This window comes from Vibrio sp. OY15 (assembly GCF_000742455.1).
Lineage (GTDB): Bacteria > Pseudomonadota > Gammaproteobacteria > Enterobacterales > Vibrionaceae > Vibrio > Vibrio alginolyticus.
The window spans coordinates 116133-140523 of the sequence record NZ_JPIL01000013.1; the positions used below are offsets into that span (position 1 = coordinate 116133).

25 protein-coding genes are annotated in these 24391 nt (G+C 43.4%); 15 read left to right on the plus strand and 10 right to left on the minus strand.

From position 1 onward, the window contains the following. Nucleotides 1–279 precede the first annotated feature (279 nt). The 4 genes from nagA (at nucleotide 280) to asnB (ending at nucleotide 6199) form a co-directional block, all read left to right on the plus strand. Nucleotides 280–1416 (plus strand): N-acetylglucosamine-6-phosphate deacetylase, encoded by a 1137-nt coding sequence (gene nagA / locus IJ23_RS17225; RefSeq protein ID WP_005384983.1) that lies wholly within the window; start codon nucleotides 280–282, stop codon nucleotides 1414–1416. A 2-nt stretch (nucleotides 1417–1418) separates the two neighbouring features. After that, nucleotides 1419–2633: a DNA-binding transcriptional regulator NagC gene (gene nagC / locus IJ23_RS17230; protein ID WP_005382105.1), complete on the plus strand. Its 1215-nt coding sequence runs from the start codon at nucleotides 1419–1421 to the stop codon at nucleotides 2631–2633. A gap of 81 nt (nucleotides 2634–2714) precedes the next feature. Beyond that, nucleotides 2715–4304, plus strand: a complete 1590-nt coding sequence (locus IJ23_RS17235; RefSeq protein WP_033906917.1) for a cation:proton antiporter family protein — start codon at nucleotides 2715–2717, stop codon at nucleotides 4302–4304. 230 nt (nucleotides 4305–4534) lie between these two features. Continuing rightward, on the plus strand, nucleotides 4535–6199 hold the full coding sequence (gene asnB / locus IJ23_RS17240; RefSeq protein WP_005382100.1) for an asparagine synthase B: 1665 nt from the start codon (nucleotides 4535–4537) through the stop codon (nucleotides 6197–6199). A 115-nt stretch (nucleotides 6200–6314) separates the two neighbouring features. On the opposite strand, the gene rfaH is transcribed toward asnB, so the two are convergent. Then, nucleotides 6315–6815 (minus strand): transcription/translation regulatory transformer protein RfaH, encoded by a 501-nt coding sequence (gene rfaH / locus IJ23_RS17245; RefSeq protein WP_033906918.1) that lies wholly within the window; start codon nucleotides 6813–6815, stop codon nucleotides 6315–6317. 334 nt (nucleotides 6816–7149) lie between these two features. On the opposite strand from rfaH, the gene IJ23_RS17250 reads away from it, so the two are divergent. Next, nucleotides 7150–8538, plus strand: a complete 1389-nt coding sequence (locus tag IJ23_RS17250) for a peptide MFS transporter (RefSeq protein WP_005382097.1) — start codon at nucleotides 7150–7152, stop codon at nucleotides 8536–8538. Nucleotides 8539–8587: 49 nt separating this feature from the next. On the opposite strand, the gene hemH is transcribed toward IJ23_RS17250, so the two are convergent. From hemH to htpG, 3 genes are all read right to left on the minus strand, one after another. Beyond that, nucleotides 8588–9550, minus strand: a complete 963-nt coding sequence (hemH, locus tag IJ23_RS17255; RefSeq protein WP_017819956.1) for a ferrochelatase — start codon at nucleotides 9548–9550, stop codon at nucleotides 8588–8590. Nucleotides 9551–9717: 167 nt separating this feature from the next. Further along, complete coding sequence (gene adk, locus IJ23_RS17260; protein WP_005382094.1) at nucleotides 9718–10362, minus strand: adenylate kinase; 645 nt, start codon at nucleotides 10360–10362, stop codon at nucleotides 9718–9720. A gap of 320 nt (nucleotides 10363–10682) precedes the next feature. Continuing rightward, entirely contained in the window at nucleotides 10683–12587 is a 1905-nt protein-coding gene (gene htpG / locus IJ23_RS17265; RefSeq protein WP_033906919.1) for a molecular chaperone HtpG, read from the minus strand. A gap of 271 nt (nucleotides 12588–12858) precedes the next feature. On the opposite strand from htpG, the gene IJ23_RS17270 reads away from it, so the two are divergent. From IJ23_RS17270 to IJ23_RS17285, 4 genes are read left to right on the plus strand one after another with little or no spacing between them, the layout of a single operon-like run. Further along, nucleotides 12859–13737, plus strand: coding sequence for a transcriptional regulator (locus IJ23_RS17270; RefSeq protein ID WP_033906920.1), 879 nt, complete (start codon nucleotides 12859–12861; stop codon nucleotides 13735–13737). Between the two features lie 11 nt (nucleotides 13738–13748). After that, nucleotides 13749–14264 (plus strand): transmembrane regulator ToxS, encoded by a 516-nt coding sequence (toxS, locus tag IJ23_RS17275; protein ID WP_005382091.1) that lies wholly within the window; start codon nucleotides 13749–13751, stop codon nucleotides 14262–14264. A 46-nt stretch (nucleotides 14265–14310) separates the two neighbouring features. Next, on the plus strand, nucleotides 14311–15066 hold the full coding sequence (locus IJ23_RS17280) for a sulfite exporter TauE/SafE family protein (RefSeq protein ID WP_033906922.1): 756 nt from the start codon (nucleotides 14311–14313) through the stop codon (nucleotides 15064–15066). 21 nt (nucleotides 15067–15087) lie between these two features. Further along, the gene (locus tag IJ23_RS17285) at nucleotides 15088–15366 is read left to right on the plus strand and encodes a SelT/SelW/SelH family protein (protein ID WP_005382088.1); all 279 of its coding nucleotides are present in this window, start codon (nucleotides 15088–15090) and stop codon (nucleotides 15364–15366) included. Between the two features lie 38 nt (nucleotides 15367–15404). Here IJ23_RS17285 and yfcE read toward each other — a convergent pair whose 3' ends face one another. The 6 genes from yfcE to IJ23_RS17310 all read right to left on the minus strand — a co-directional run bounded on the left by yfcE (nucleotide 15405) and on the right by IJ23_RS17310 (nucleotide 18651). Further along, nucleotides 15405–15950 (minus strand): phosphodiesterase, encoded by a 546-nt coding sequence (yfcE, locus tag IJ23_RS17290; protein ID WP_005382087.1) that lies wholly within the window; start codon nucleotides 15948–15950, stop codon nucleotides 15405–15407. A 75-nt stretch (nucleotides 15951–16025) separates the two neighbouring features. Beyond that, nucleotides 16026–16235, minus strand: coding sequence for a hypothetical protein (locus IJ23_RS25610; protein ID WP_005382086.1), 210 nt, complete (start codon nucleotides 16233–16235; stop codon nucleotides 16026–16028). A 149-nt stretch (nucleotides 16236–16384) separates the two neighbouring features. Beyond that, nucleotides 16385–16792 carry a CBS domain-containing protein gene (locus tag IJ23_RS17295; RefSeq protein WP_005382085.1) on the minus strand — a complete coding sequence of 136 codons (408 nt, stop codon included), beginning with the start codon at nucleotides 16790–16792 and terminating at the stop codon, nucleotides 16385–16387. Further along, complete coding sequence (locus IJ23_RS17300) at nucleotides 16789–17139, minus strand: P-II family nitrogen regulator (RefSeq protein WP_005382084.1); 351 nt, start codon at nucleotides 17137–17139, stop codon at nucleotides 16789–16791. Before IJ23_RS17300 ends, IJ23_RS17295 begins: the two co-directional genes overlap by 4 nt. Next, nucleotides 17129–17920 (minus strand): DUF1538 domain-containing protein, encoded by a 792-nt coding sequence (locus tag IJ23_RS17305; protein ID WP_005382078.1) that lies wholly within the window; start codon nucleotides 17918–17920, stop codon nucleotides 17129–17131. The genes IJ23_RS17300 and IJ23_RS17305 overlap by 11 nt, the downstream gene beginning before the upstream one ends. Beyond that, nucleotides 17917–18651 (minus strand): DUF1538 domain-containing protein, encoded by a 735-nt coding sequence (locus IJ23_RS17310; protein ID WP_005382077.1) that lies wholly within the window; start codon nucleotides 18649–18651, stop codon nucleotides 17917–17919. The genes IJ23_RS17305 and IJ23_RS17310 overlap by 4 nt, the downstream gene beginning before the upstream one ends. 255 nt (nucleotides 18652–18906) lie before the next feature. Between IJ23_RS17310 and IJ23_RS17315 the strand changes: the two genes are divergently transcribed. The 6 genes from IJ23_RS17315 (at nucleotide 18907) to IJ23_RS24290 (ending at nucleotide 24362) form a co-directional block, all read left to right on the plus strand. Next, complete coding sequence (locus IJ23_RS17315) at nucleotides 18907–19821, plus strand: TIGR01777 family oxidoreductase (protein WP_005382076.1); 915 nt, start codon at nucleotides 18907–18909, stop codon at nucleotides 19819–19821. A 44-nt stretch (nucleotides 19822–19865) separates the two neighbouring features. Next, nucleotides 19866–20693 (plus strand): SDR family oxidoreductase, encoded by an 828-nt coding sequence (locus tag IJ23_RS17320; RefSeq protein WP_033906923.1) that lies wholly within the window; start codon nucleotides 19866–19868, stop codon nucleotides 20691–20693. Nucleotides 20694–21165: 472 nt separating this feature from the next. Further along, on the plus strand, nucleotides 21166–22020 hold the full coding sequence (locus IJ23_RS17325) for a co-chaperone YbbN (protein WP_033906924.1): 855 nt from the start codon (nucleotides 21166–21168) through the stop codon (nucleotides 22018–22020). 159 nt (nucleotides 22021–22179) lie between these two features. Further along, nucleotides 22180–23097, plus strand: a complete 918-nt coding sequence (locus tag IJ23_RS17330; RefSeq protein ID WP_005382060.1) for an SPFH domain-containing protein — start codon at nucleotides 22180–22182, stop codon at nucleotides 23095–23097. A gap of 3 nt (nucleotides 23098–23100) precedes the next feature. Then, nucleotides 23101–23562: an NfeD family protein gene (locus IJ23_RS17335; protein WP_017634826.1), complete on the plus strand. Its 462-nt coding sequence runs from the start codon at nucleotides 23101–23103 to the stop codon at nucleotides 23560–23562. 617 nt (nucleotides 23563–24179) lie between these two features. Next, nucleotides 24180–24362, plus strand: coding sequence for a hypothetical protein (locus IJ23_RS24290; RefSeq protein WP_021707681.1), 183 nt, complete (start codon nucleotides 24180–24182; stop codon nucleotides 24360–24362). Nucleotides 24363–24391 lie beyond the last annotated feature (29 nt).

A 24391-nucleotide genomic window follows, 5' to 3' on the forward strand; every position in this document is an offset into this window, starting at 1 on the left:
GATAATATTCTCGCACTTTATGCAAGGCAGAATCAGTGTTATTTTGGTATCTAGGCGGGTAAATCACTGTAACTTTGCTCTGAAAAAGAATCATAAAAAACCATACAATTATTACTTTTCAGTTAGTTACTATGACAATAACATCGATAAAACGCGACTTGCTGTATGTGACTCGTTATCTAATTCAGTGATACAAACTAAGTACCCATATGACTGAAGCAGTCTCTACTTAGATAACGATATAGAAATTGAATTCTCATCTATAAGGACTAGCTGACTATGTACGCGCTAAGTAACTGTAAAATTTATACCGGTAGTGATGTTCTTACCGATCATGCGGTCATCATCGAAAACGATCTTATTCAATCTATTGTGCCGGTTTCTGAGCTACCTCAAAGCATCGAAGTAAAAGACCTTGCAGGCGCTAATCTAAGTCCAGGCTTTATCGATCTGCAGTTGAACGGTTGTGGCGGTGTAATGCTAAACGATGCAATTACCCCTGAAACCATGCAAATCATGCACCAGGCAAACCTCAAATCTGGCTGTACTAGCTTCCTGCCAACACTCATTACGTCATCTGATGAAGATATGCGAACTGCAATTGCCGCAGCTCGTGAGTACCACAACAAGTATCAAAATCAATCGCTTGGTTTACACCTCGAAGGTCCTTACCTTAACGTCGCGAAAAAAGGCATCCATAACGTCGATTTTATTCGCCCATCAGACGAAAGCATGATCGACCTTATCTGCGCAAACGCCGATATCGTAGCGAAAGTAACACTAGCACCTGAGCATAACGACCCAGAGCATATTGCGCGATTAAAGGCTGCTGGCATCGTGGTTTCAATTGGCCACACAAATGCAACCTACGCCGAAGCACGTAAAAGCTTTGAAGCAGGCATTACTTTTGCTACACACCTCTTTAATGCAATGACACCAATGGTTGGTCGTGAACCAGGAGTTGTTGGTGCAATTTACGATACTCCTGACGTATATGCTGGCATTATTGCTGATGGTTTTCACGTCGACTACGCAAACATCCGAATTGCTCATAAAATCAAAGGTGAAAAGCTTGTTTTGGTGACGGATGCCACAGCTCCAGCAGGTGCTAACATTGATCACTTTATTTTTGTCGGTAAGAAAGTATATTACCGAGATGGTAAGTGTGTTGATGAAAATGGCACGCTAGGCGGCTCAGCTTTGACAATGATTGAAGCAGTTCAGAATTCAGTTGAGCACGCGGGGATCGCTTTAGACGAAGCTCTACGAATGGCCACGTTATACCCAGCAACAGCAATTGGTGTTGAGGATCGCCTTGGCCGAGTTCGAAAAGGGATGGTTGCAAACCTGACTATTTTCGATCGTGACTTTAAAGTAAAAGCGACGGTTGTTAACGGACAATACGAGCAAAATTAAGCATGAATGGCGGACAGATTGGTAATGTAGATTTAGTAAAACAGCTTAACAGCGCTGCGGTATATAGGCTGATTGATCAGCAAGGTCCTATCTCCCGTATTCAAGTCGCGGACGTGAGTCAGCTCGCGCCTGCTAGTGTTACCAAAATAACCCGCCAACTTTTAGAGCGCGGCCTTATTAAGGAGGTCGCCCAACAAGCTTCAACTGGTGGTCGTCGTGCGATCTCTTTGACTACTGAAGTCAAACCTTTTCATTCGATTGCCGTTCGCTTAGGTCGAGATTACGTACAGTTCAGTTTATACGATTTAGGTGGCACCGCGCTGGCAGAAGATCAGCATGAACTGCACTACACTAACCAAGCAGACTTAATCGCAGGACTTATCGATTTATTAAAAGATTTCGTAAGCCGTTGCGAAGACAAAATTGATCAACTCATCGCTATCGGCATCACTTTACCGGGCCTTGTTAACCCAACAACTGGCGTGGTCGAATACATGCCTAATACCGATATCGATAATCTTGCTCTCGGTGAAATTGTTGGAGAGAAGTTTAATACAGCATGCTTTGTTGGCAACGACGTACGTGGCATGGCGTTGGCTGAGCACTACTTTGGAGCAAGCCAAGACTGCCAGGATTCTATTTTGGTTAGCGTCCACCGCGGTACTGGCGCAGGTATTATCGTTAACGGCCAGGTTTTTCTTGGTTTTAACCGCAACGTCGGTGAAATTGGTCATATCCAAATTGACCCGCTTGGTGAGCAATGCCAATGTGGAAACTTTGGCTGTTTAGAAACCGTAGCTGCAAACCCAGCGATTATTCAACGAGTGAAGCAACTGATTACTCAAGGATACGAATCAAGCTTAACCGACCTTGAAAACATCACAATTGAAGCGGTATGTCAGCACGCAATGAATGGTGATGAACTTGCGAAACAGAGTTTAGTGCGAGTGGGCAACCAGCTAGGTAAAGCGATTGCGATTACGGTTAACTTATTTAATCCACAGAAAATTGTAATTGCTGGCGATATTACTGCAGCACAAGATATTGTTTTCCCTGCAATTCAACGCAACGTAGAGAATCAATCTCTTAAAACTTTCCATAACGACCTCCCTATCGTGGCTTCTCACATTGATAAGCAGCCAACGATGGGCGCATTTGCGATGATTAAACGCGCTATGCTAAACGGAGTTTTGTTACAAAAGTTACTGGAAGACTAAGTTTATACAACCAATTGAGTTACAATCTCGGGCTGCGTTTTCACAGCCCGTTTTTGTATATCAGGAATACAGCTCAACAGTATGGAAATTATTCTAATTACAGCCGCTTTTTTAGCTGGTTTTATTGCGCTTAAATGCAGCCTCCCTCCCCTCGTTGGTTTTCTACTAGCTGGATTTGGCTTGCATGCATTTGGTTACCAAAGCAATGACGTTATTGTCACTCTCGCAGATCTTGGTGTTACTCTTCTTCTGTTTACTATTGGACTCAAACTCGATGTAAAAACCCTGCTGTCCAAAGAAATATGGGGAGGTGCAACCGCCCACAACATACTCTCTACCGCTTTTTTTGCCCTAGCGTTATCCGGCTTAAAACTACTGGGCTTGACTTCGCTAGCCAGTATGGACGGCAGCCAAATCCTGCTCTTAGCTTTTGCACTATCGTTCTCTAGTACCGTTTTTGCCGTAAAAGCATTGCAAGAAAAAGGCGAAATGAACGCGACCTACGGCACACTCGCGATCGGTATCTTAGTTATGCAAGATATTTTTGCCGTAGTATTCCTGACTGCTTCAACCGGAAAAATCCCAGAATGGTATGCCATCGGTTTGTTCGCACTGCCTTTCCTTCGTCCCCTATTCTATAAGCTGCTCGATAAAGTTGGCCACGGCGAAATGCTGGTGCTGTTCGGTATTTTCTTCGCGCTTGTTATCGGTGCTGGACTATTCGAGTTGGTCGGGATGAAACCAGACTTGGGCGCGCTAATTTTAGGCATGCTACTCGCAGGTCACCCAAAAGCCTCAGAACTATCCAAGTCATTATTCAATATGAAGGAGCTCTTTTTAGTCTGCTTCTTTTTAAACATTGGTTTATCCGCCTCATTGAGCGTGAATGGCGTCGTTCTCGCCCTGCTATTTATCTTACTGCTACCAATCAAAGGACTCTTGTACTTCGTCACTATTAATCATTTTAAGTTTCGAGTACGTACCTCTTTGCTCGCCTCTTTATCACTATTTAACTACAGTGAGTTTGGTCTTATTGTTGCAGGGTTGGCCTATAAAATGGGCTGGATGCCAAGTGATATGCTTGCTGCGATTGCGGTTGCGGTGTCGGTATCCTTTGTAATTTCCGCGCCACTTAACCGCCTTAGCCATAAAATTTATCAACATTCAGGTAAGTGGCTGCAAGAGACAGCGGTAGAAAAGCTCAATCAACGCGACCAACTCATCAACCCAGGTCATGCCCAAGTATTGATCTTAGGTATGGGGCGTATTGGGACGGGCGCTTATGATGAGCTACGCTCACGCTATGGCAAAATTTCATTGGGTATAGAAATTCGTGAAGACGCTGCACATCATCATCGTTCAGAAGGAAGAAATGTTATTTCTGGTGATGCCACCGACCCGGATTTCTGGGAGCGAATTTTAGATACAGGTCATGTAAAACTGGTTCTGCTTGCAATGCCACATCATCAAGGTAACCAAACAGCACTTGAACAGCTTAAACGCAGAAAATATAAGGGGCAAATTGCCGCTATCGCCGAATACCCAGATCAATTGGAAGGCTTACTTGAAAATGGCGTTGACGCAGCATTCAATATATATAGTGAAGCTGGTAGCGGTTTTGCTCGACACGTCTGTAAACAACTTCAGCCTAAATTCACACCAATTAAATAAGCAACAGCACTGATATTTTTTGAAAGGCTTTCTATTGATAGAAAGCCTTTTTTGTATAGTTTTTATACCAAACCTTGATCTCATTCACCAAAACAACGGTTGAGTTAAATATTTTCCATACAACAAGGCCTTTTATCATTTTTTTAATCACAAAACGTTGCTTTTTTTATTAGTAATGGCAAATTTAAACCATACCGATTAGAAATTGTTTAGTTTAGTAAGGATGTAGTATGTGTTCAGTATTTGGCATTTTAGACATTAAAAGCGATGCAGCCGCATTGCGCCCTATCGCATTAGAGATGTCGAAAAAACTTCGTCACCGTGGCCCAGACTGGTCTGGGATTTACTCTTCAGAGCGTGCTATTTTAGCGCACGAGCGCTTGGCGATTGTTGGTCTAAATAGTGGTGCACAGCCGCTATACAGCCCTGATAAGAAGCTCATCCTTGCCGTCAATGGTGAAATCTACAACCATAAAGAAATTCGTGCTCGTTACGAAGGAAAGTACGAATTTCAAACCGATTCAGACTGTGAAGTCATTCTTGCACTTTACCAAGATATGGGTGCAGATCTCCTTGAAGAACTAAACGGTATTTTCGCTTTTGTGCTATACGACGAGGAAAAAGATGAGTATTTAGTCGGCCGTGACCATATTGGTATTATCCCTCTTTATCAAGGTCACGATGAGCATGGTAACTACTATGTGGCATCAGAGATGAAGGCTCTTGTTCCAGTATGTAAAACAGTAAGTGAATTCCCTCCTGGTAGCTACTACAGCTCTAAAGATACTCAGCCAACACGTTACTATGTTCGTGACTGGAACGAGTACGCAGCAGTACAAGGTAACAGCACTAGCAAAGAAGAATTGACGGAAGCGCTAGAAGCGGCTGTTAAACGCCAACTAATGACTGACGTGCCTTACGGTGTACTTCTTTCAGGCGGTCTAGATTCTTCTATTACATCTGCGGTAGCAAAACGCTTTGCAGCGATGCGTATTGAAGATGATGAAAAGTCTGAAGCTTGGTGGCCTCAACTGCACTCTTTTGCTGTTGGCTTAGAAGGCGCGCCTGACCTGAAAGCCGCTCGCGAAGTTGCCGACCAAATTGGTACCGTTCACCACGAAATGACGTACACGATTCAAGAAGGTTTGGACGCGATTCGTGACGTGATTTACCACATTGAAACGTATGACGTGACGACTATCCGCGCATCAACACCTATGTTCTTAATGGGTCGTAAGATCAAAGCGATGGGTATCAAGATGGTATTGTCTGGTGAGGGCGCTGACGAAATCTTTGGTGGCTACCTTTACTTCCACAAGGCGCCAAACGCGAAAGAGTTCCACGAGGAGACAGTGCGTAAACTGCTTGCTCTGAACATGTTCGACTGTGCTCGTGCTAACAAGTCGCTGGCAGCATGGGGAGTTGAAGGACGCGTACCTTTCCTAGATAAAGAGTTCATAGATGTAGCAATGCGCTTGAACCCAGCAGACAAGATGTGTGGCAACGGTAAAATGGAGAAACACATCCTTCGTGAGTGCTTCGAGCACTACCTGCCAGAATCGATCGCATGGCGTCAAAAAGAGCAGTTCTCTGATGGCGTTGGCTACAGCTGGATCGATACGCTGAAAGAAGTAGCAGAACAGAAAGTGACAGACCAGCAGATGGAAACAGCTCAATATCGATTCCCATACAACACGCCAACGACAAAAGAAGGCTACGTGTACCGTGAAATCTTTGAAGAGTTATTCCCACTTCCATCAGCAGCAGAGTGTGTACCAGGAGGCCCTTCAGTAGCGTGTTCTTCAGCGAAGGCGATTGAATGGGATGAATCGTTCCAAAACTGTGTTGACCCATCAGGTCGTGCAGTACAGACCGTTCACAACGACTCATACTAATTCTCTACGATAAAGATAAGGGTTGGTTCGTCCAACCCTTTTAAAACAGACAAAAAATTAGATACGATCAAAAAGAGGTGTTTTTGCACCTCTTTTTATGTTTGATGGAATTAGGCTATTTTAAATCTAAATCACTATTGTCTATGCTGACAGGCACACGCTTGGTGATCATCTGAACTAGCATAATTGAGCGTTTCTCACCATCTTGTTCTTGGAAGATGGCATCTATGCCCGCAAATTGACCGCTTTTAACTCTAATTTGATCGCCTGGTTTTGGCATACATTCAGAAACGGTATTGTCATTACAACACTTTTCTAGCTGCATCAATTCGAAGACCAAGTCACCTTGAACTTCTTTCGGTTGAGCACCATAACGCACAAAGTCAACAACACCTCGAGTAGAGCGGACTGAGGTGAAGTTTGGCCCTTGCTCATAATCAAAGTAAGCGAATACGTAACAAGGAAACAGCGGTTCCTCGACTTTTTGTCTTTTCCCGCGCAAAATCTTCTCAACTTCTACAGTTGGATAAAAGCACTCTACACCTTGATTTTCAAGGTGTTGTTTCGCCCTAACCTGCTCCCCACGTTTACAATAAAGTAGATACCAACGTTTCATCTTTTTACTAGCCAATTCTATTTTGTTTTTATCCTAGCATTAAGCCAAAGTTGAGTCATTGATATTCAGTTTATCTATAAAAGTATGATTATACATCGCTCGCATTAACGACATTTTTTCAGCAACTTACGATAAAGAAGTCCATAGGCAAAAATGGAAATTAAGTTTGTAACACAACCAATACACCATCATATAATCTGCAAATCCAATCAAAAACAGCTACTTAACAAACAAAAATAGTCGAATGGCAAAATTTTATTATTTGTCACTCATTGAATTGCATTGTATACGTAGAAGTCGTTAAAAAATGTAATAACTATTATTAGAAGAGCTTATGTCAAACCAACATCAATATTTTGGTCATCCACGTGGCCTGTTCTTATTGTTCGGTACTGAACTGTGGGAACGCTTTTCTTACTACGCAATGCGTGCCATTCTCGTGCTTTACCTTACTGATACAACAATGAATGGCGGCCTTGGCTGGTCAACCAAAGACGCATTAGACCTATACGGCATATACACAGGGCTTGTGTATATCACGCCTCTTATCGGTGGATACCTAGCAGATAACTATTTAGGTCAACGTCGCTCAATTTTGCTTGGTGGCGCGTTAATGGCCATCGGCCAGTTTACTCTTGCACTTCCTGCTGATGCTTTAGGTATTGGTTCGCTACACAGTTTCTATTTAGGTCTTGGCCTACTTATCACTGGTAACGGTCTCTTTAAGCCAAATATCTCAACCATGGTTGGCGACCTTTATCAAGAAGGTGACAACCGTCGTGACGGCGCATTCACTATCTTTTATATGGGTATCAACTTAGGTGCATTACTTGCCGGCGTCGTTTCTGGCTCTGTGACAACCTCTTACGGTTGGAAAGCAGGCTTTGTTGCCGCTGGTGTGGGTATGCTGGTTAGCCTAGTGATGCAAATGGTACTGGCTCAATCATGGCTTGGTGATATTGGTCGTGAACCAGCGGCGAAACGAGATCTAAACAACAAAAACGCCACCACGAAGCAGCCACTCACCAAAGAAGAAGTGAATCGACTAAAAGTAATTCTGGTCATGAGCTTATTCACTATTGTCTTCTGGGCAGGCTTTGAACAAGCTGGTGGTCTGATGAACATCTACACTCAACAATATACTGATCGCATGATTGGTGGTTTCGAAGTTCCTGCTGCGTGGTTCCAATCACTAAACCCATTTTTCATTATTACTCTAGCGCCAGTTCTGGCTGTCCTTTGGGTAAAATTGGGTAAACGTGAACCTACTTCGCCAGTGAAATTTGCGATGGCACTATTTTTCTTGGCGATTGGTTTCCTTTGTATGGTTGGCGCAGTGCTAGAACAAGGTGGAGATACAACAGTAAAAACATCGATGTTATGGTTGGTCGGCGCTTTCTTCTTCCACACATTAGGCGAGCTGTGTTTATCACCAATTGGTCTTTCATTGGTAACTAAATTAGCACCGCTTCGCTTAGCTTCACTTATGATGGGTGCATGGTTTGGCTGTAATGCGATTGCTAACTATGTTGCGGGCTATGTGGGCTCTCACGTAGGCGAGTTAGGCGCTATGGCTATCTTTAGTGGTATTGCGGTCAGCGCAACCGTAAGTGGCGTAATTTTGCTCCTATTCTCTAATACACTCGTTCGCTGGATGCATGGCGCTGAAAATACGCACAGCACGGCAGAGCAAGTAGAAGAGCAGCAAGTACAAGTTGCTTGATCGCTCAACTAAACGTAGAAAGGGTCGCTATTGCGACCCTTTTTTGTATCTAAAGTTTAGATTGAACTAACTCAACCATCATCTCGATATGAAGTTCACTATCGTTCAAACAAGGGATGTAGGTAAAGTTTTCGCCACCAGCTTCAAGGAAAATCTCTTTACACTCTTCCGAGATCTCTTCCAACGTCTCTAAACAATCTGACGAAAATGCAGGGGTCACAACATTAATATTTTTCACACCCTTTGCAGGAAGTGCTTCTAGGGTCTTATCGGTATAAGGTTGAAGCCACTCTTCTCTCCCAAATCGGGACTGATACGTCATGCCAATTTGTTGTTCGCTTAAACCTAACGCTTCCCCAAGCAAGCGAGTCGTCTCTTCACAATGCTGTGGGTAAACATCACCATTGTCAGCATAGCGTTTTGGAATACCATGATAAGAACACAGCAGGTAATCTCCCTGGCCATTCTTTTGCCAATGTTCACGAACTGAATGCGCTAACGCTTCAATATATTTCGGGTGATTGTAATAATCACGAATAAAGCTAAAGCCCGGCATCACAGGCAGGTTTTTAAATGCTTTAGTGATTCCGTCAGAAACCGCTGCCGTTGTTGTGCCCGAGTATTGCGGATACAAAGGTAAAACAATGACTTCATCAACGCCTTGCGCCAATAGGGCTTCAAAGCCTGATTGTAAACTTGGGTTACCATACGTCATACCAAGCTCTACAGGTATATCAAGCTTTTGTGCTAACTTTTCAGTTTGGCGTTTAGAGTACACCATCAACGGCGAGCCCTCTTCCATCCATACTGATTGATAGAGTTTGGCAACTTTAGGAGCTCGGATAGGAAGGATAACGCCGTGCAATAGTGGACACCAAAGCCATCGAGTCATGTCTACCACTCGGTGATCATGAAGAAACTGACTTAAAAAGCGCTTTACGGCAGGAGCGGTTGGTGCGTCAGGAGTTCCCAGGTTAACTAGGAGTACACCCTGTTTATTATTCTCTTTCATAACATCCTATTCATGGTAAACGGCTTGGTTCATATATTTAAGTAACCTCGAAGTAACGAATAGCCGAGCTGAAGTTAATTAGATATATGTTTACGAGTAAACTAAAAAAAGCGACCACTTGGGCCGCTTTCAATATATCAAAATATTAAATTTTTGACTTCAGCAAATTAAGATAGTGCTTTCTCGATATCCGCACTAACTTCAGCTACTTGCTTAGTACCATCAAACTTAAGGTACTTAGTCTTGCCTGCTTCAGCTTCTTTGCCGTAGTAGTTGATTAGCGGCGCAGTTTGCTCGTGGTAAACACCTAGACGAGCACGTACTGTTTCTTCTTTGTCGTCATCACGAACAACAAGATCTTCACCAGTTACATCATCTTTACCTTCCACTTTAGGCGGGTTGTAAACCACGTGGTAAGTACGACCAGAAGGAAGGTGAGCACGACGACCAGCCATACGCTCAACAATTACATCGTCTGCAACGTCAAATTCGATAACGTAGTCTACGTCTACGCCCATTTCTTTTAGGCCGTCAGCTTGAGGGATAGTACGTGGGAAACCATCTAGTAGGAAACCGTTTGCACAGTCTTCTTGAGCGATGCGCTCTTTGATAAGACCAAGGATGATTTCATCAGAAACTAGCTGACCAGCGTCAATAACAGCTTTAGCTTGTTTACCAAGCTCTGTACCTGCTTTGATAGCAGCACGAAGCATATCACCAGTAGAGATTTGTGGAATACCGTATTTTTCCATGATGAAGTTTGCTTGTGTGCCTTTACCTGCACCTGGAGCACCTAGAAGAATGATGCGCATGATTTATCCTCTTTAATATTTAAGATTTATACCGAAGCTCACAATAGCTGACCTCTTAGACATCAAACCTGAGAAGCACCTGCAACGATAAGTTTCGGTATAACGTATATAGGCGAGCAAAAATACACGCCTTATTACTCACATTCAAGTCGCAGATTCTATCACAGGTTCTCTGAGCAAAGAGTGTATTAAGACTAAAGAATGTTAACAGTACCCTCTTTCACGCCCTATTGATTATTAACTCAGCACTTGAGATGCAAAATTTTGCGACAACAAACAAAAAGCTCGCGAAATGCGAGCTTTTTGATTTTCAGAGGTTATTACACCTTAGTCAAAAGTTGATTAACGGCTCCTAAGAACTCTGTTGGATCCTCAATAGAGCCTCGCTCCGCTAGCATTGCCTGACCAAGCAGAACTTCAACCCAGCGACCAAACGCTTCTTCATCGGCTTCGTCAGCCATACGCTTAACCAATTTGTGCTCAGGGTTTAGCTCAAAGATGTATTTCACTTCCGGCACAGCTTGACCAGCTGCCGCAAGAAGCTTCGCCATTTGAGTACCCATTTCGTAATCGTCCGTTACCACAACAGCAGGCGTAGATGCGAGTTTGAAGGTGGTACGAACTTCTTTCACACGATCGCCTAGGTAAGACTTCGTGCGCTCTACAACCGACTTAAACTCTTCTTCGGTTTCTTTTTGCTTCTCTTTTTCTGCTTCATCTTCAAACTGACTTAGATCAAGCCCAGCTTTAGTGATTGACTGGAACTGTTTACCATCAAACTCAGTTAAGTAGTTCATCAGCCACTCATCAATGCGGTCGTACATCAAGATAACTTCAATGCCTTTCGCTTTGAACTGTTCTAAGTGAGGGCTGTTTTTCGCAGCTGCATAGCTGTCTGCCGTCAAGTAGTAGATCTTATCTTGACCTTCTTTCATGCGCTCAACGTAAGACATCAAGCCCACAGTTTGCTCAGAAGAGTCCACTTCAGTTGAAGCAAAGCGCAATAAACCTGCAACTTTCTCTTTGTTTGCAAAGTCCTCCGCAGGGCCCTCTTTCATCACAAGACCAAACTCTTTCCAGAATGATTGGTATTTCTCTTCGTCATTCTTGGCCATACGCTCGAGCATCGTTAGCACGCGCTTAGTACAAGCATTACGTAGAGACTGAGTCACTTTATTGTCTTGTAAGATCTCACGCGATACGTTTAGCGGTAAATCGTTTGAGTCTATTAAACCACGTACGAAGCGTAAGTATGACGGCATAAATTGCTCTGCATCGTCCATAATGAATACGCGCTGTACGTACAGTTTCAAGCCTGATTTGTGGTCGCGGTTCATCATATCCCAAGGTGCTTTCGATGGGATGTATAGTAAGCTCGTGTAGTCGTTTTTACCTTCTACACGGTTATGACTCCAGACCAAGGGATCGGCAAAGTCATGTGATACGTGCTTGTAGAACTCTTGATACTCTTCTTCTGAAATATCAGATTTGTTACGCGTCCACAGTGCTTGGGCTTTGTTGATTTGCTCCCACTTTTTCTCATCTGTTTCCTTGCCTTCGTCATCACGAACGACAGTTTGGATTGAAACAGGAATGCCGATGTGATCAGAGTACTTACTGATAACGTCACGTAGACGCCACTCATTCAAAAACTCTTTACCCTCTTCACGCATATGAAGAATGATGTCGGTACCACGTGACTCTTTGGTAATGTTTTCGATGGTGTACTCACCTTCACCCGCTGAGTGCCATTGTACCGCTTCATCAGCGGCTAGACCCGCAGCGCGAGTGCGCACGGTAACGGCGTCAGCAACGATAAATGCCGAGTAGAAACCAACACCAAACTGACCAATAAGCTGAGAGTCTTTGCTCTGCTCTTCAGATAGCTTTGAGAAAAACTCAGCTGTACCAGATTTTGCGATTGTTCCTAAGTGCTCAATCACATCATCACGGCTCATACCGATACCGTTATCAGAAATGGTTAAGGTATTTGCGCTTTCATCAAACGACAGTTTCACGCAAAGGTCTGCATTACCTTCGTATAGATCTGGGTTAGATAACGCCTGAAAGCGCAGTTTGTCTGATGCATCTGATGCGTTAGAGATCAGCTCGCGCAAAAAGATCTCTTTATTTGAATAAAGAGAATGGATCATTAAATGCAGTAGTTGTTTTACTTCTGATTGAAAACCACGAGTTTCTTTATTTTGAGATACGGTTTCGCTCATGTGTGCTCCATAACATCTAAACTAATTGGCTTTTTCATAGGGACAAGTTTGTGACTTTCCCCTTGAAATCACCTTACCGAGATGTCATTTAACATGTGGCTGACAAATGTAAATTCAAGGTCAATATTGCTAAAAACGGTGTTTTTTTAGAAAATTTTAATTATCCTACCCGTCTAAAAGCATCTAAAATGTCGTGCGCACTCCAAGCGCCCCGGTAATTTTGTGACATAAATCACCATAATTACAACATCATCCATCTAAGAAGAACTAAATGACTAACATTGGCACCAAATTTCTACTTGCTCAAAGGTTCACCTTTGATCCAAATAGTAATTCGCTCGCTGACCAACAAAACGGCAACGACGTTGTACGATTAGGAAGCAACGAAAGCCGTATACTTCTGATGTTGGCAGAGAGACCAAACGAAGTTTTAACCCGTAACGAGCTTCACGAGTTTGTTTGGCGTGAGCAAGGTTTTGAGGTGGATGACTCAAGCCTGACTCAAGCGATTTCTACTCTGCGTAAGATGTTGAAGGATTCAACAAAATCTCCAGAGTTTGTTAAAACGGTACCTAAACGTGGCTACCAACTCATTTGTTCAGTGGAACGCTTGAGCCCATTTTCTACTGACTCTAACACTGACGTTGAAGAAACCGCTTCTGAACAAGAAGTGCCAGCAGTGGAGTTAGAAGCGAGCGATACACCACCAACAGAGATAGTGACCGATACTACTGCTGATCTTGAGCCTCAAGTAGAGCCGACTAAAACTCAGCCGAAGCCAGCATCTAACACGATTAACTGGCTACCGCGTGTCATTATCTTTTTGTCTCTGCTGCTTCCTGTTTGCGTATTGTTATTCACGAACCCTGCGGAATCCCAATTCCGTCAGATTGGTGAGTATCAAAATGTACCAGTGATGACACCTGTAAATCACCCTCAAATCAACAACTGGTTGCCCTCAATAGAGCAATGCATTGAGCGCTACGTGAAGCACCATGCAGAAGACTCGTTGCCAGTGGAAGTGATTGCCACTGGCGGACAAAATAACCAGCTGATTCTGAACTACATTCATGACAGTAACCACTCTTACGAGAACGTAACACTGCGTATTTTCGCAGGTCAAAACGATCCAACAGACATCTGCAAATAAAGGAGGCCAATATGAAGATTAAATTAGCATCTGCGGTTTTGGCCGTATCCGTTCTTTTCAGTAGTTGGTTGTATTGGGGAAGTGACCTAAAAGTGGAGCAGCTCCTCACAGCAAACGAATGGCAGTCGACCATGGTGACAGTCATTACAGACAGCTTGCCTGACGATACTGTCGGCCCACTACGCCGAGTTAATGTTGAATCAAACGTGAAATATCTCCCTAATGGTGACTATATTCGCGTAGCAAATATCAAACTATTCGCTCAAGGTTCAACCGCAGAATCAACGATAAATATCTCGGAAAAAGGCCGCTGGGAAGTAAGTGACAACTATTTGTTGGTCTCGCCTTCGGAGTTTAAAGATATTTCATCTTCTCAATCAAAAGACTTTTCCGAAGCACAGCTACGTTTGATTACTCAAATTTTTAAGCTAGATGCGGAGCAAAGTCGTCGTATTGACGTCGTGAACGAAAAAACACTATTGCTCACTAGCTTGAACCACGGTTCTTCGGTACTGTTTAAAAACTAATTTTGATTGGATGATAAGGGGGCAAGACGCCCCCTTTGTTTTGCTTATGGATTGGCTAGATACCCTTACCCTTTTTTTCGGTTCACTAATCGCCAACACGCTGGCTTCACTTTCTGGTGGCGGAGCAGGCTTGCTTCAATTCCCTTTACTCATCTTTCTCGGCTTACCGTTCTCCGTTGCGCTAGGCACACATAAGGTGGCTTCGGTTGCTTTAGGCTTAGGCGCAGCAAGCACGCATTTAAGATCAGGCACTATTAAATGGAAAGTCGCGCTCTACCTTATCTTGTCCGGTAGTATTGGCGTGATTTTAGGGGCTAACTTAATTGTACAGATCCCTGATGGTATCGCGGAAAAGATGCTCGGCACGATGATCCTAGCGCTGGGTATCTACTCGCGATTTAAGACATCGCTAGGCCAAGCTGAAGTAATACGCAACCGTCATCCTATTGGTTGGGTTATTGGTGGAATTGGCTTGCTGTTTATCGGCATCATTAACGGATCTCTTACCGCAGGTTCTGGTTTGCTCGTGACACTATTTTTGGTGCGCTGGTTTGGTTACGACTACAAACAAGCCGTTGCTTACACCATGATTTGTGTCGGCCTGTTTTGGAATGGCATTGGAGGCATTGCCGTCGTACAGGCAGGGGCGCCTATTCACTGGGCTTGGTTACCTGTTTTATTGTTAAGCTCTTTTCTAGGCGGCAGTTTAGGCGCATGGGCCGCGACTCGATACAGTAACAGAGTGATTAAAGTTGCATTCGAAATTCTCACGTTTGCGGTGGGCATCAAGTTGCTGGTTTAAAAAGATTAAAAGGAAAGTTTCATGGATAAAGCAATCATTGATATTTATTACTGCCGCCAGTGCAACTGGATGTTGCGTTCAACTTGGCTATCGCAAGAATTACTGCATACTTTTAGTGAAGAAATAGAAACAATCAGCTTACACCCAGACACAGGTGGTCGCTTCGAAATTTTCTGTAATGGCCAGCAAATTTGGGAACGGAAAAAAGACAGCGGCTTTCCTGAAGCCAAGGTGCTAAAACAGCGCGTTAGAGACATTATCGACCCAGAACGCGATTTAGGACATTCAGACACAAAATAGGGAGCAATTCGCTCCCTATTTTTTACTTAGTAAAACCGTTAAATCATGGTTTGTGCTAATACTTCGCCTTCTGGTGTTTTTACCGTTAGCTTATTGCCTTCTAGAGTACCAAAGCTTCTCGGTAAGCCATTACGTGGGAATGTCATCGAGCCTGGGTTGAATATAATGGCTCCATCTTGCATCTCTGCGACGGGAACATGTGTATGACCGTGGGCGATGATATCACCTTCACGCAGTGGCGGCCGTTTTTCAGAGTTGTACAAGTGACCATGAGTCAAAAAGATTCTCTTGCCAGATTCAAGTAGCACCCATGAGTAATCCATCATCATTGGAAACTTCAATAGCATTTGGTCCACTTCACTATCACAGTTGCCACGTACAGAAATAATTTGATCACTGTATTGGTTCAATAAGTCTGCTACCTGTGGAGGGTTGTAGCCTTCTGGAATAGGGTTTCGCGGCCCATGGTTTAGCGTATCTCCTAGCAAAATCAGGTGGTGCGCACCAGAGGCCAGAAATAGCTCAATGGTTTCTTTAGTTGCTGGCAAAGAGCCATGTAGGTCTGAGGCAAAAAATAGTTTCACGACATCGTCTCCTCAAAAAGTATGAGGTCATTCTACGGCATTTTTTTAGCAGCTCAACCTACGACGGTTTGAATACTACTGATAGCGCAATGATTCAATGACCATAGGCAAAACATAGAACCATGCTGCATACGCTGTTCCAACCAACACCAGTATCCAAAACACCATCGACATAAATTTTGATTTGGCTAGATGGTGCAGCGGATCGGGCTCTCCGCATCCTGGACATGCATGAGCGCGTTTTGAGATTTGTTTCTCACACACGGGGCAAGAGACTAAAGGCATGATACAGATTCCTCGACATTAGGCTTAGGGCGCAAAGAATAATGGTGAATTAACACATATGCAACCTAACATATATTAAATATTTTAGTTCTTTGTAACAGTCGCTGACTTGAGAAAAAATTCGTTGATTTTTCATTTATATCAACCTATTACACTTCTTCTCGCACCATACCATTGATGACAATATTGTTATAACTCACCATCCCAATGACCTCGCCACTTTCAATGACCGGCGCTCTGCTTATGCCAAATCGCTCAAACAAACGTGCACAATATTTTACGTTCATATCTGGTTCGACACACAAAGCGGGCTTGGTCATGATTTCATAAATATTTGTGCGCTGAGGAGAACGATTATTCGCCAGCACCTTTTTGGCGATATCATTCATCAACACGATGCCATATTCATCATTATCATCTCGCTTTTTCACCACCAGTGCTTTGACTTGGTATTTTTTCGCTAGCGTTATGCCTTCATAAACTGTCATTAGCCCATCAACCATGACATAAGTAGCCGCCATTACATCTCGAACTCTAATTATCGTTTGATCACTCATAATTCATCCTCAACCACTTTGGTCAACGTTTCTACTTGATGCGCGACACCGACTGCATCTTCAATATCGATCTGAATAGCAATGCCCTGCCCCGACTCTCTGTCGAATTCACCAACCTCATTAATGGTTTCTAATATGTGTCGAGAGAGATGTTCCTCGACCACAAACAGCAGCACATCTTTTTGCACTTCTAGCGTTAAACCAAAAAACGTTCGCTTTTGATTTAAACCTTGTCCGCGAGCATTGTTAATCACCGTAGCACCGGTCGCACCAGCATCGCGTGCAGCGTCCAACACCTTGTCTGTTTTGCTGTCTTCAACAAACGCAAGTATCAATTTAAAGCGCATTTTCTTCTTCCTCCGAGACGTTTTTATTCAGCCACTGGGTTATTTGCGCATAGCCCATCACAGAGATCATAGGAAATAGACTGGCAAACGCGATCAAGCCAAAGCCATCAATCATTGGGTTTCTTCCAGGGACGGTCGAAGCAAGCCCTAACCCTAATGCAGTTACAAGTGGGACAGTGACGGTAGAAGTTGTTACGCCTCCAGAATCGTAGGCGAGTGGAACAATAAGCTTAGGAGCGTAAAACGTTTGAATCACAACGACGATGTAACCCGCGATGATGTAATAATGAATGGGATCGCCCACGACAATCCGGTAACTCCCTAATGCAATACCAATTGCCACCCCAAACGCAACGGCTACGCGCAAGCCGTTAATACTGATACTGCCTCCAGAGACTTGGTTTGCTTTTATCGCTACAGCGATTAAAGAAGGCTCTGCAATCGTGGTACTAAAGCCTATAAAAAAGGCGAAGGTGTAAACCCAATAATAGTCGACCCACATTAAGGCTTTCCCTACCGATACTTTGAACTCTTGTAAAAACTCCGGCGCCGTTAATTGCACAGCCATCGTCTCCCCAAGTGGAAACAACGCCATTTCTAATCCAAGTAAAAAAAGAGCTAACCCGAAAATCACATAAACGAACCCAAGCAAAACTTTCTTAAGGTTGCTAACAGGACGCCTTAACACCGCTAACTGAAAACCAAAAATAATGCTGGCGATGGGAACGACGTCTCGAACGGTCGATAACAAAGTGTCTAGGAAATGATCAATTGAAATCATGTTACGACCATTCCGTAAACCATCACAAACATCATCGGTAACAGCGAGGCAAAAGCGATTAAACCAAAGCCATCCACCATAGGGTTACGCCCTTTAATAGAAGACGCTAAACCGACGCCCAGAGCAGTGACCAAAGGTACTGTTATGGTGGACGTGGTTACACCTCCGGAATCGTAAGCGACGCCAATAATGGCTTCAGGTGCAAACCACGTCAGTATTACAACGCCTACATAGCCACCAATGATCATGTAATGAATCGGCCACCCTTTTAAGATACGCAAAACACCGATAACGATGGCTATCCCCACAGAGAGAGCTACTGTTACTCGAAGTCCTTCTCCGTAATCCTGCATGGACTGCTCTGAGTTAGCGATCATTCCGCCCTCAGCCGCAACTTCTGAGGCTTCTTCCGCTACCGCGGTTAATGCAGGTTCAGCTATCGTGGTGCCAAACCCCAAACAAAACGCAAAGACTAATAACCAAAACACGCTGCCTTTTTTTGCAAAGGCTTGAGCCATACTCTCTCCGATAGGAAAAAGACCAAGTTCTAGGCCAAAGATAAAAAAGGTTAATCCTAAAACGACAAGCAACAAGCCAAAAAGAATGGAGACCAGGTTGGGCAGCGGCTCTTGCAAAACGACTAATTGGAAAAAAGTGATAACAATGATGATGGGTAATAAGTCACGAGCACTATTGAGGAGCGCTCGAAAAAGCGCAACAAATGCTTCCATGCCTATCCTCCTTGATTGTGCAAACTGATTACGCTCGTTCCAATGAGCGATAACTTCTAGTCTGGCATAGATTTCACTCTTCTACCGTGAATGCACTAGCGCCATCTATAACATTTAGTTACATATTTTCTAATATGTGAAGTTAATAGTATCTCTGCCAGCTTGTCACTATCCCAGAAATAATGGTGTTGAGATGATCAAGCTAAGCACAAAACGACTATAATGTTCTAATACGTGTACATTCAAAGAGATAACATGAAGATATTACTCACAGGTGGCACTGGGTTTATTGGCTCGGAGTTGCTCAAGCTGCTATCAACTCACCAGGTTATGCTACTTACACGCTCTCCAGAGCGAGCAAAACAACGCCTACAGCATGCTGATCTGGGTAATATCGAATACCTTGACTCGCTCGAGTCGTTCGCCGATCTCAATCACGTTGATGCCGTCATTAATCTTGCAGGTGAGCCAATTGCGGATAAAAGGTGGACCAGCGAGCAAAAAGAAAAAATCTGCAAAAGTCGTTGGAAAATTACCGAGCAAATTGTTGAGCTGATCCACGCAAGTACCGAACCTCCCTCTGTTTTTATTAGTGGCTCGGCAGTTGGCTACTATGGTGATCAACAAGACCATCCGTTTGATGAGTGCTTACATGTTAATAGCGACGACTTTCCTCACGAGGTTTGTGCAAAGTGGGAGCAAATAGCCAAGCGCGCAGAGTCGGAACAAACACGGGTTTGTCTACTGAGAACTGGCGTGGTACTCGGCCTTAATGGTGGTGCGTTGGCAAAAATGCTATTACCTTACAAGCTTGGCGTAGGCGGCCCACTCGGGAACGGTAATCAGTACATGCCTTGGATTCACATCCTAGATATGGTCCGCGCCATCATGTACTTGCTTGAAACACCACATGCCCACGGTGCATTCAATATGTGCGCCCCCCATCCTGTGACTAATCGTATATTCAGCGGCACACTAGCTAAAACGCTAAAACGTCCGCATATCTTGTTCACGCCTAAATGGGCGATGGAACTCCTAATGGGAGAATCTTCCTGCTTATTGTTTGATAGCATGAGAGCCAAACCCAAAAAACTCACCGAACTGGGCTTTAAATTTAGCTACTCCAGAATAGAGCCAGCACTCAAGCACTTGCTTCATGACCGGAGCTGATGAATGATGGCTCTAATCAAGGTTTCTGAGTCTTAAATTAAATTATGAAAAAGTCGATTCTTATTACGGGTTGTTCAACCGGCATCGGTTACGTGTGCGCTCACGCCCTACAAAACAAGGGATTTAATGTCATTGCATCTTGTAGGAAAGAACAAGATGTCCAGCGCCTAATTAATGAAGGGCTAACCTGCATCAATCTAGACCTAAATAACCCAGAAAGCATTTCTTCGGGCGTGATGCAAGCGCTAGAATTAGCAGAAGGTAAGCTTTACGCAGTGTTCAATAATGGTGCCTATGGTCAGCCCGGAGCACTGGAAGACTTACCCACCGAGGCTCTTCAATATCAATTTCAGACCAACTTTTTTGGTTGGCACCAGTTGGTCAGAGAAGTGCTTCCTCATATGCGCCAGCAAGGCGAAGGACGCATCATACAAAACAGCTCTGTTCTTGGTTTTGCCGCAATGAAATACCGTGGTGCCTATAATGCATCAAAATTTGCCTTAGAAGGCTGGACAGATACGCTCAGGCTAGAGCTTGCGGATACGAATATCAAAGTGGCATTGATAGAACCAGGACCGATCGAAACTCAATTTAGAAACAATGCATTACGAGCCTTTGAGAAGTGGGTTGATATTGAATCTAGCCCCCATCGTCATGCTTATGAAGGACAAAGAGAGCGACTCAACAACGACAAGTCTAATAATCGATTTGTTTTGCCTGCAGAGTCTTGCATCGCACCAGTTCTTCATGCATTAACTAGCGTTTCACCGAAAATTCGTTATCGAATTACTACACCGACTAAATTATTCGCAGTCTTGAAAAGACTATTACCAACCCGTGTACTTGATAAAATTTTGCGACAGGCTGCATAAAAAAGTTTTGTCGAAATGTAATTTCACCGTAACAATGTGATGTCATTATGAACATGTAGGTTAAAAAAGCCTCAACTAAACGAATCAATTTCTACGCAATTCAGCGGGGATTCTTTCGCCCAAAGTGATTGAGTTGCTTAGATTTGGTATCGCCACCCATTACGTTTTGTAGCAATGTTTATACTACTGCGAGGCAACAATGACATTAAATCAGCTTAACTGGCTTAGTGTGGGTGTAGTGTTGACCATGTTCATCCTATTTTGATACCGCACTAACAAATAGCATTAGAATTGCGCTGCTTCGGCAGCGTTTTCTTTTTATCTAACACCTGAGCAGCAATAACCTCACTCTGTTACCTCACGTTTTCTCAAAATAGAATGATTCATTATTGATGGTGAATGTCGCTTGAATTTCACCTAAATCAACTCCATATCTAATATCAACGACAAGACACAAGGCAAGGATACTCTGATGCAATCCCCATTTATCGTTGAGATAACAGAACAGAACTTTCGCGAAACGCTTGAAGGTTCAATGAACACGCCCGTTTTGATCCACTTTTGGGCCAACGCTCAACCAGAAAGCGCACAGATACTCCCTGAGTTGCAATCTCTTGCTCAACAGTACAACGGTGCATTTACGCTTGCTCTACTAAATTGTGAAGTTCAGCCCGCTTTAGCGTCTCAATTTGGCGTGCAAGTATTGCCAACTATCGCGCTGTTTATAAATGGTCAAGCCGTCGATGGTCTGGGAGGCCCCCAGCCAATTGATGCCATTGCCACCATGCTACAAAAGCATTTGCCAAGCCCAGATGAACAACTATTAAAACAAGTCAGTGAACTTCTTCAGCAAAGTGAGCATGCTCAGGCTTTGAGCATCATCCACACTTTGCCGCCAGAGCTGCAAGAGCGTGGTGATGTGAAACTCGCGATGGCTGATTGTTTGCTAGAAACCAAACAATTTGATATTGCCCAAGAACTACTGAACGCTATCCCTCTCGAGTATCAAGATAACTACTACAAGAGCCTAATAGCCAAGCTCGAGCTGCATTTGCAGGCTGCAGATAGCCCTGAATTACAGCGACTAGAACAAGCATACGCAGCAGACATGGCAAACTTCGAACTCGCTTGTGAATTGGCGGTACAATACAACCAAGTTGGTCGGGATGAAGAAGCGTTGGAACTGCTGTGGAATATTCTTAAAAAAGACTTGGGCGCCCAAGACGGTGAAGTGAAGAAGACTTTTATGGATATTCTCAGTGCGCTAGGTCAAGGTAACGCATTAGCAAGCAAATATCGTCGCCAGCTTTACTCAATTTTGTACTAAGCGCCGCATTCTTCTAAGAATAAGACAACAAAGGCCGGGATTTCCGGCCTTTGTCATATAAAAAACCAATAACCTCTCAAAGGTCTCAGAACTTCAATTGTCTATTGTCTATAAATAGGTAAAAATGGATCGAACATTATGCACTTAAGGGAATAACTCATGCCAATTGATTCACTGATCACCATCGGTATTTTCGTCGTTCTTGCTGTCGTTATCTTATCTTCAGCCATTAAAACGGTTCCGCAAGGAAACAACTGGACAGTTGAACGCTTCGGACGCTACACCCACACATTAAAGCCGGGTTTAAACTTGATCATTCCATTCGTTGATAAAGTTGGTCAAAAAGTAAACATGATGGAGCGCGTTCTCGATATTCCTGCGCAAGAGGTCATTTCAAAAGATAACGCTAACGTGGTTATTGACGCTGTCGGATTTGTTCAAGTGATCGATGCTGCAAAAGCGGCTTATGAAGTCAACGACTTAGAACACGCTATTAGAAACTTGACCCTTACGAACATTCGTACCGTTTTAGGTTCAATGGAACTGGACGAAATGCTGAGCCAACGCGACATGATCAACTCTAAGCTGTTGGCGATTGTTGACCAAGCAACAAACCCTTGGGGCGTAAAAGTCACACGAATTGAGATTAAAGATGTCCAGCCACCAGCCGATCTGACCGCTGCAATGAATGCGCAAATGAAAGCCGAGCGTAATAAGCGTGCGGAAATTCTTGAAGCAGAAGGGGTTCGCCAAGCTGAGATATTAAAGGCCGAAGGTCATAAACAATCAGAGATATTAAAAGCTGAAGGCGAAAAGCAGTCTGCTATTCTCCATGCAGAAGCACGTGAGCGTGCCGCGCAAGCAGAAGCAAAAGCGACTTACATGGTTTCCGAAGCCATTGCAAAAGGTGACATGCAAGCCGTCAATTACTTCATTGCACAGGGTTATACCGAAGCGATCAAGAGCATTGGTCAAGCCGAAAATGGTAAAATCATTATGCTTCCATTAGAAGCAACCGGACTAATGGGCTCGGTTGCAGGGATAGCAGAAATGTTTAAACAGCAAGATAAAGAATAATTTATGGACTTTTTTAGTTTGTTGGAAGGTATCTCTTTCTGGCATTGGCTAGCGTTTGGCTTTGCTCTTTTAGCAGTTGAGCTACTTGGTACCGCAGGGTATTTTCTCTGGCTCGGGATGTCTGCACTTATCGTTGGAGCACTCATGACCGTTTTGCCAATGAGCTGGCAATTGCAATGGCTTTGCTTTGCAAGCTTCAGCTTAATCACCACCTGGCTTTGGTGGCGACGACAATGGTCTAAAGACAAGCAAGAAGACCAAGAAAGAGATCTGAACCAAAAGTACAAGCAGTTAATTGGGCGTACTCTTATCCTTGAAGAAGACTTTTCCGTCGGGCTCAATCGCATCAAGGTAGCCGATACCACATGGTCCGCACAATCGGATCAAGCACTTCCAGCCGGTACCCGCGTAAGAATCACCGATGTTGAAGGTATTATTTTAATCATTGAGCCTGATTCTAATTAATTTATGCCAAAGTAATGGGGCAAATCATGCTCCATTACTTTAATCTAAACAACTGCTTTCATTTCATTACCTTAATTAAAATCGAGAAAAAAATAAGTATTAGTAATATTATTAATACCCTACCTACCATTTCCTATTATTTAATTATTCAACACACGACAATCAATAAGATAGAAATATATCTAGGTAAATTATCGATCTAAATTTATTTTAAAAAATAAAACTTTATTGAATTATTTTTTGATCTTTTTATCCTCGGATACATACTTAACGCATAAGCATTTAAGTTGAGTGCTTTTTATTTGGTAAGTAAGAGGATGTACTATGAATAAGCTTCTCTTTTTAATGTTGTGCGGTATTTTTTCTTTTTCTTCCTTTGCCTACAACAACGGAAACGGCGGTACAACTAATTTGGGACCTATAGTCGAATGTAAGATGCCAAGTGGCGACGTTACGAATATTCCAAGTGAAATGTGTCGATTTAGAGGTGGGGAATGGGAATAGTAAAGAAGTAAGAGCTTAGTTTGATATAATAGCCCTATTCAACCTTGCCTTTCTGCGTAGTCACGGTTTATACAAGCACGTAGATATTTAAAGTTTATATTAAGGTGATTATTATGAGATTTTTATCTGGTCTATTAGTAATATCTTTTGCCATAATTCCGTTAACCACTCATGCTAATGGTGCATCCGGTGGTCGTACGTTAGGCCCAGAGATAAAGTGTGAGTTGCCAAACGGTAATGTACATATGTTGCCACCGTTATATTGCAAAATATACGACGGCCGAGAAGTGAAATAGAAAAGGAGCCTAGCGGCTCCTTTTATTAT

Excerpts from the sequence above, each read along its gene's own strand:
- IJ23_RS17270 (WP_033906920.1), top strand. The coding sequence starts at position 12,859 with ATGACTAACATTGGCACCAAATTTCTACTTGCTCAAAGGTTCACCTTT.
- IJ23_RS17300 (WP_005382084.1), bottom strand. The coding sequence starts at position 17,139 with ATGCGCTTTAAATTGATACTTGCGTTTGTTGAAGACAGCAAAACAGAC.
- IJ23_RS17335 (WP_017634826.1), top strand. The coding sequence starts at position 23,101 with ATGGACTTTTTTAGTTTGTTGGAAGGTATCTCTTTCTGGCATTGGCTA.
- IJ23_RS17280 (WP_033906922.1), top strand. The coding sequence starts at position 14,311 with ATGGATTGGCTAGATACCCTTACCCTTTTTTTCGGTTCACTAATCGCC.
- adk (WP_005382094.1), bottom strand. The coding sequence starts at position 10,362 with ATGCGCATCATTCTTCTAGGTGCTCCAGGTGCAGGTAAAGGCACACAA.
- IJ23_RS17285 (WP_005382088.1), top strand. The coding sequence starts at position 15,088 with ATGGATAAAGCAATCATTGATATTTATTACTGCCGCCAGTGCAACTGG.
- IJ23_RS17325 (WP_033906924.1), top strand. The coding sequence starts at position 21,166 with ATGCAATCCCCATTTATCGTTGAGATAACAGAACAGAACTTTCGCGAA.
- IJ23_RS17295 (WP_005382085.1), bottom strand. The coding sequence starts at position 16,792 with ATGAGTGATCAAACGATAATTAGAGTTCGAGATGTAATGGCGGCTACT.
- IJ23_RS17315 (WP_005382076.1), top strand. The coding sequence starts at position 18,907 with ATGAAGATATTACTCACAGGTGGCACTGGGTTTATTGGCTCGGAGTTG.
- hemH (WP_017819956.1), bottom strand. The coding sequence starts at position 9,550 with ATGAAAGAGAATAATAAACAGGGTGTACTCCTAGTTAACCTGGGAACT.
- IJ23_RS17235 (WP_033906917.1), top strand. The coding sequence starts at position 2,715 with ATGGAAATTATTCTAATTACAGCCGCTTTTTTAGCTGGTTTTATTGCG.
- nagC (WP_005382105.1), top strand. The coding sequence starts at position 1,419 with ATGAATGGCGGACAGATTGGTAATGTAGATTTAGTAAAACAGCTTAAC.
- IJ23_RS24290 (WP_021707681.1), top strand. The coding sequence starts at position 24,180 with ATGAGATTTTTATCTGGTCTATTAGTAATATCTTTTGCCATAATTCCG.
- IJ23_RS17330 (WP_005382060.1), top strand. The coding sequence starts at position 22,180 with ATGCCAATTGATTCACTGATCACCATCGGTATTTTCGTCGTTCTTGCT.
- IJ23_RS17305 (WP_005382078.1), bottom strand. The coding sequence starts at position 17,920 with ATGATTTCAATTGATCATTTCCTAGACACTTTGTTATCGACCGTTCGA.
- asnB (WP_005382100.1), top strand. The coding sequence starts at position 4,535 with ATGTGTTCAGTATTTGGCATTTTAGACATTAAAAGCGATGCAGCCGCA.
- rfaH (WP_033906918.1), bottom strand. The coding sequence starts at position 6,815 with ATGAAACGTTGGTATCTACTTTATTGTAAACGTGGGGAGCAGGTTAGG.
- IJ23_RS17310 (WP_005382077.1), bottom strand. The coding sequence starts at position 18,651 with ATGGAAGCATTTGTTGCGCTTTTTCGAGCGCTCCTCAATAGTGCTCGT.
- htpG (WP_033906919.1), bottom strand. The coding sequence starts at position 12,587 with ATGAGCGAAACCGTATCTCAAAATAAAGAAACTCGTGGTTTTCAATCA.
- IJ23_RS25610 (WP_005382086.1), bottom strand. The coding sequence starts at position 16,235 with ATGCCTTTAGTCTCTTGCCCCGTGTGTGAGAAACAAATCTCAAAACGC.
- toxS (WP_005382091.1), top strand. The coding sequence starts at position 13,749 with ATGAAGATTAAATTAGCATCTGCGGTTTTGGCCGTATCCGTTCTTTTC.
- IJ23_RS17250 (WP_005382097.1), top strand. The coding sequence starts at position 7,150 with ATGTCAAACCAACATCAATATTTTGGTCATCCACGTGGCCTGTTCTTA.
- nagA (WP_005384983.1), top strand. The coding sequence starts at position 280 with ATGTACGCGCTAAGTAACTGTAAAATTTATACCGGTAGTGATGTTCTT.
- IJ23_RS17320 (WP_033906923.1), top strand. The coding sequence starts at position 19,866 with ATGAAAAAGTCGATTCTTATTACGGGTTGTTCAACCGGCATCGGTTAC.